General features: G+C 72.1%; 5 protein-coding genes. 3 read left to right on the top strand and 2 right to left on the bottom strand.

Features of this window, described 5'->3' with window-relative positions:
- Nucleotides 1-152 precede the first annotated feature (152 nt).
- Entirely contained in the window at nucleotides 153-1,493 is a 1,341-nt protein-coding gene (locus N4P33_RS33055; RefSeq protein WP_260830621.1) for a sensor histidine kinase, read from the bottom strand.
- Nucleotides 1,494-1,623: 130 nt separating this feature from the next.
- Nucleotides 1,624-2,838: a sensor domain-containing protein gene (locus N4P33_RS33050; protein WP_260830620.1), complete on the bottom strand. Its 1,215-nt coding sequence runs from the start codon at nucleotides 2,836-2,838 to the stop codon at nucleotides 1,624-1,626.
- A gap of 208 nt (nucleotides 2,839-3,046) precedes the next feature.
- Here N4P33_RS33050 and N4P33_RS33045 point away from each other — a divergent pair, with 208 nt between their 5' ends.
- From N4P33_RS33045 to N4P33_RS33035, 3 genes are all read left to right on the top strand, one after another.
- Nucleotides 3,047-3,442 (top strand): NADH-quinone oxidoreductase subunit A, encoded by a 396-nt coding sequence (locus N4P33_RS33045; protein ID WP_260830619.1) that lies wholly within the window; start codon nucleotides 3,047-3,049, stop codon nucleotides 3,440-3,442.
- On the top strand, nucleotides 3,433-4,062 hold the full coding sequence (locus tag N4P33_RS33040; RefSeq protein ID WP_260830618.1) for an NADH-quinone oxidoreductase subunit B: 630 nt from the start codon (nucleotides 3,433-3,435) through the stop codon (nucleotides 4,060-4,062). Before N4P33_RS33045 ends, N4P33_RS33040 begins: the two co-directional genes overlap by 10 nt.
- Nucleotides 4,059-4,661 (top strand): NADH-quinone oxidoreductase subunit C (locus N4P33_RS33035; RefSeq protein WP_260830617.1); only part of this gene is annotated, 603 nt, incomplete at its 3' end. The genes N4P33_RS33040 and N4P33_RS33035, both read left to right, overlap by 4 nt.

The raw sequence follows: 4,661 nt of genomic DNA, 5'->3' as shown, positions 1-4,661 counted from the left end.
CTGCGGCCCGCCGTACCTGCATAGCTGCGGGCAGTCGTGCCGCTGGGGCGGCACGGGTGGGCGCAGCGGCACCCCCGCCAGCGCGGGCGAGCGTCACCCGGCCCCGGCCCGCAGCAGCGCAGGGTGCCCACTCACGCCGGGACAGCCCCCGCTCACAGCCCCGCCCGCCACGGCAGCTCCGCCGTCACCCTCGTAGGCCCGCCGACCGGTGAGTCGACCACCAGGATGCCGTCCACCGCGTCCAGCCGTTCCGCCAGGCCGGCCAGGCCACTGCCTGCGCTCACCTCGGCCCCGCCCACCCCGTCGTCCACGACCTGCAGCATCAGCCGGTTCCCGGCCCGCCACACCTCCACCGCCGCCCGCGTCGCCCGCGCATGCTTGCTGATGTTCTGCAGCAGCTCCGAGACCGTGAAGTACGCGATCCCCTCGATGGCCGGCGCGGGCCGTTCCGTCAGGTCGACCTCCACCTGGACCGGAACCGTGCAGCGGGAGGCCACCGACGACAGGGCCGCGTCCAGGCCGCGGTCGGTGAGGACCGCGGGGTGAATGCCCCGCGCCAGATCGCGCAGCTCCTGCAGCGCCGTCTTCACCTCGCCGTGCGCCTCGTCCACCATCCGCGCCGCCACCTGCGGATCCTCCCGCAGCTTCTCCTTCGCCAGGCCCAGATCCATGGCGAGGTTCACCAGCCGGGCCTGCGCCCCGTCGTGCAGGTCGCGTTCGATGCGCCGCAGATCCGCCGCCGCCGTGTCCACCACGACCCCGCGGTCCGACTCCAGTTCCACGACTCGCGTCGCCAGCCGTGACGGCCCGAGCAGCCCGTGCACCATCAGCCGGTCCACCATCGTCAGCGCCCGCACGATCCACGGCGTGGCCATGGTGAACAGCAGGCCCACCCCCGCCGTCACCGTGATCTCGAAGGGGTTGTCCAGATAGATCCGGTGGTGCTCGTCGCCGTAGAGCTGGATGCCGTCCTGACCGGCGTACATCGGGAAGATCCAGAACCACAGGGGGTACGTCAGCAGGGCCCAGCCCAGCGCCCAGAAGTTCACCGCGACGGTGAAGGCGAACACCGCCCACGGCAGATGCAGCACCGAGTAGAGGAGGGAGCGCCAGGACGTTCCGCTCTTGAGGACCGCCCCGATCCACGCCATGAAGCCGTGCCGCTTCATCCGCAGCGGCTCCGGTTCGCCCACGTCGAGGCCCAGCAGGCCGCGAGCCCGGGCCCGCTCCAGCCTGCCGAAGCCGCGGCAGCCGGCGAGGGCCGCCGCCAGGACGGGGACGCCCAGGAACGTCACCAGGAGGCCCGCGCCCAGCGACACCATCGTGACCGCGTACGTGAACAGCAGGATGCTGATGGGCAGGCTCAGCAGCACATAGCCCAGCTCGCGCCAGGTGCGTCCCTCGATCGGTGCCCGCAGCGCGGCCGGCAGCCGGTGCCGGCGGTCCTGCGCGTGTGCGTCGAGCCCGTAGCCGGCTCCGTAGTCCGTGGCCATCGGCGTCGTCCTTCTCCTCGTCCGGCGGCTGTGCTGTCGTAGTTCCAGCCTGCTCCGGTGCAGGTCGCGGGGCCATGGAGTCCGTCGCAGTCTTGGACCGGGGGTTATCCCCACCCCTGCGGGGCGGGGCTCAGCCGCTCTGCTCCCGGTCCCGCCAGGGCAGCTCCGCCGTCACCGTCGTCGGGCCGCCCTCCGGCGACTCCAGGACGAACAGGCCGTCCACCGCGTCCAGCCGCTCCGCCAGGCCCCGCATGCCCGAACCGGCGTCCAGGCGCGCGCCGCCCCTGCCGTCGTCCCACACCTGTATGAGCAGCCGGGTCTCCGAGCGCCACACGTCGACCGAGGCGGACCGGGCCCCGCTGTGCTTGCTGACGTTCTGCAGCAGCTCCGAGACGGTGAAGTACGCGATGCCCTCGATGGCCGCGGCGGGACGCTCGGACAGGTCGACCGTCACCTTCACCGGGACCGTGCAGCGGGAGGCCACGGAGGACAGAGCCGCGTCCAGGCCGCGGTCGGTGAGGACCGCGGGGTGAATGCCCCGGGCGAGGTCGCGGAGCTCCTGGAGCGCCAGTTTCACCTCGCCGTGGGCCTCGTCCACCATCCGCGCCGCCGCGTCGGGGTCCTCCAGCAGCTTCTCCTTGGCGAGACCGAGGCCCATGGCCAGATTGACCAGGCGCGCCTGCGCCCCGTCGTGCAGATCGCGCTCGATGCGGCGCAGATCGGCCGCGGCCGTGTCCACCACCACGCCCCGGTCGGACTCCAACTCGGCGATCCGCCGCTCCAGTTCGTCGGACGGCGACAGCAGACCGCGCACCATCGCCCGGTCCGCGTTGGTCAGCCCCCGCGCGATGAACGGCAGCACCGGCCACAGCACGAACAGCGAGGTCAGCGTGATCGTGAACGTGAGGACGCCCCACGGCAGCCGCATGAACGCGTACAGCACCGAACGCCAGGCCACCGGGTCCTTCACCGCCAGCCACAGCCGCACCCAGAACCCGCCCGCCCCGCGCAACGGCAGCCGGCTCGGCTCGTCCACCCGCACCCCGAGCAGCGCCCGGGCCCGTGCCCGCTCCGCCCTGCCCAGCTGCCGCGCGCCCAGCAGACCGAGCGCGAGCAGCGGGAAGCCGATCACCGTGACGGTCAGTCCGAACCCCGTGAACAGCACCGTCACCACATAGATGAAGCCGACGAGCGAGCACGGGAAGTTCGCCAGCAGGTGGGCGATCTCCTTCCACGTGTGCCGGTCGTAGGCGAAACGGGGCGGCGGCGGGCGGTCGCCGGGGTCGGCCGGCGCCGGGATCGCCGTGCTCGTGTGCGGGTCCCGGGACGGGATGCGTTCGGTCATGGGCATCAGCCTGCCCGGCGCGGGGGGCCCGCGCCATGAGGTCGGCCGCCAGGATCCCCGGGGGAAAACCCCACCCCCGCATGCCGAGCGGCGACGGGCTGCTTACCGTGCCTTTATCAGGGCCTAGACTCCCCTGCGTACAGATCGTCGAACAGTTGCGTTCACCAGGCACGGACCAGGGACACCAGAGCGGGAGTGAGGGGCGGACGTGCGGGAATCCACCGTCGTCGTCGCGGCGGACTACTTCCAGGCGTACTCGGTCGTCGGACTGCTCGCCGTCATCGGCGTGTTGTTCGTCGCCGTCGCCTTCGGCGCGGGACGCCTGCTGCGGCCCGTGGTTCCCACGCCCGAGAAACTCCTGACGTACGAGTGCGGCGTCGACCCCGTCGGCGAGGGCTGGGCCCACACCCAGGTCCGCTACTACGTCTACGCGTTCCTGTACGTGATCTTCGCCGTCGACTCGATCTTCCTCTTCCCCTGGGCGACCGTGTTCGCCGCCGACGGCTACGGCGCGACCACCCTCGTGGAGATGTTCATCTTCCTCGGCTTCCTCGCCGTGGGCCTGCTCTACGCATACAAGAAGGGCGTCCTGACATGGACGTGACCCCCGAGCCTGTTCTGCTGCCCGAGCCGAAGCGGCTGGGCGCGCTCGCGCGACTCGCGCCCGAGCCGATGAAGGTGGTCCTCAACTGGGGCCGCCGCTACTCGCTCTGGGTCTTCAACTTCGGCCTGGCCTGCTGCGCGATCGAGTTCATCGCCGCGTCGATGGCCCGCCACGACTTCATCCGCCTCGGCGTCATCCCCTTCGCGCCGGGCCCCCGCCAGGCCGACCTGATGGTGGTCTCCGGCACGGTCACGGACAAGATGGCCCCGGCGGTCAAGCGCCTCTACGAGCAGATGCCCGAGCCGAAGTACGTCATCTCCTTCGGCGCGTGCAGCAACTGCGGCGGCCCCTACTGGGACTCCTACTCCGTCACCAAGGGCGTCGACCAGATCATCCCGGTCGACGTCTACGTCCCCGGCTGCCCGCCCCGGCCCGAGGCGCTGCTCCAGGGCATCCTCAAGCTCCAGGAGAAGATCGCGCGGGAGTCGCTGGGGGAGCGGTACGGGGCGACCGCCGCTCAGCGTCCCTCGGCCGCGGCGCTGCAGAGCGGGCTGGTCAAGCCGCCGGTGCCGGGGGAGACCGGTGCCGTGACGCGTACGGACGGGGAGGGCGCCCGATGACCACCATCGGCTGGCTCCCCGCCGCCGTCGAGGAGCTGTTCGGCACGGAGGCCACAGCCGAGGAGTCGTACGACGTCCTGACCGTCGACGTGCCCCCGGCCGACTGGATCACCGCGCTCGAGACCGCCCGCGACCGTCTCGGCTGCACCTTCTTCGACTGGCTCAGCGCGGTCGACGAACCCGGCACCGGTTTCCGCGTCGCCGCGCATGTCGCCGCTCTGTCCCCGGTACGGCGCCTGCTGCTCCGCACGACCGTCCCGCACGAGGCGGCCGCCCTGCCGACCGCCGTCGGCGTCTACGCGGGCGCGGCCTGGCACGAGCGCGAGACGCACGAGATGTTCGGCGTGGTGTTCACCGGCCATCCCTCTCTGGACCACCTCCTCCTCCCCGAGGGCTTCGAAGGCCACCCGCTCCGCAAGGACTTCGTCCTCGCGGCCCGCGTCGCCAAGGCCTGGCCGGGCGCCAAGGAACCCGGCGAGTCGGAACACGGCGGCCCGAAACGCCGCCAGATGCTCCCGCCGGGCGTACCCGACCCGAACGAATGGGGCCCCTTGAAGGGCCAACTCCTGCCGGCCCCGGCCCGCCCGGCCCGAGGCGCG

Origin of the sequence: Streptomyces sp. 15-116A (genome assembly GCF_025290915.1) — a bacterium.
Taxonomy (GTDB): Bacteria; Actinomycetota; Actinomycetes; order Streptomycetales; family Streptomycetaceae; genus Streptomyces.
The sequence above is the reverse complement of the archived record's forward strand: the minus strand, read 5'-3'. Positions and strand labels throughout refer to the sequence as shown.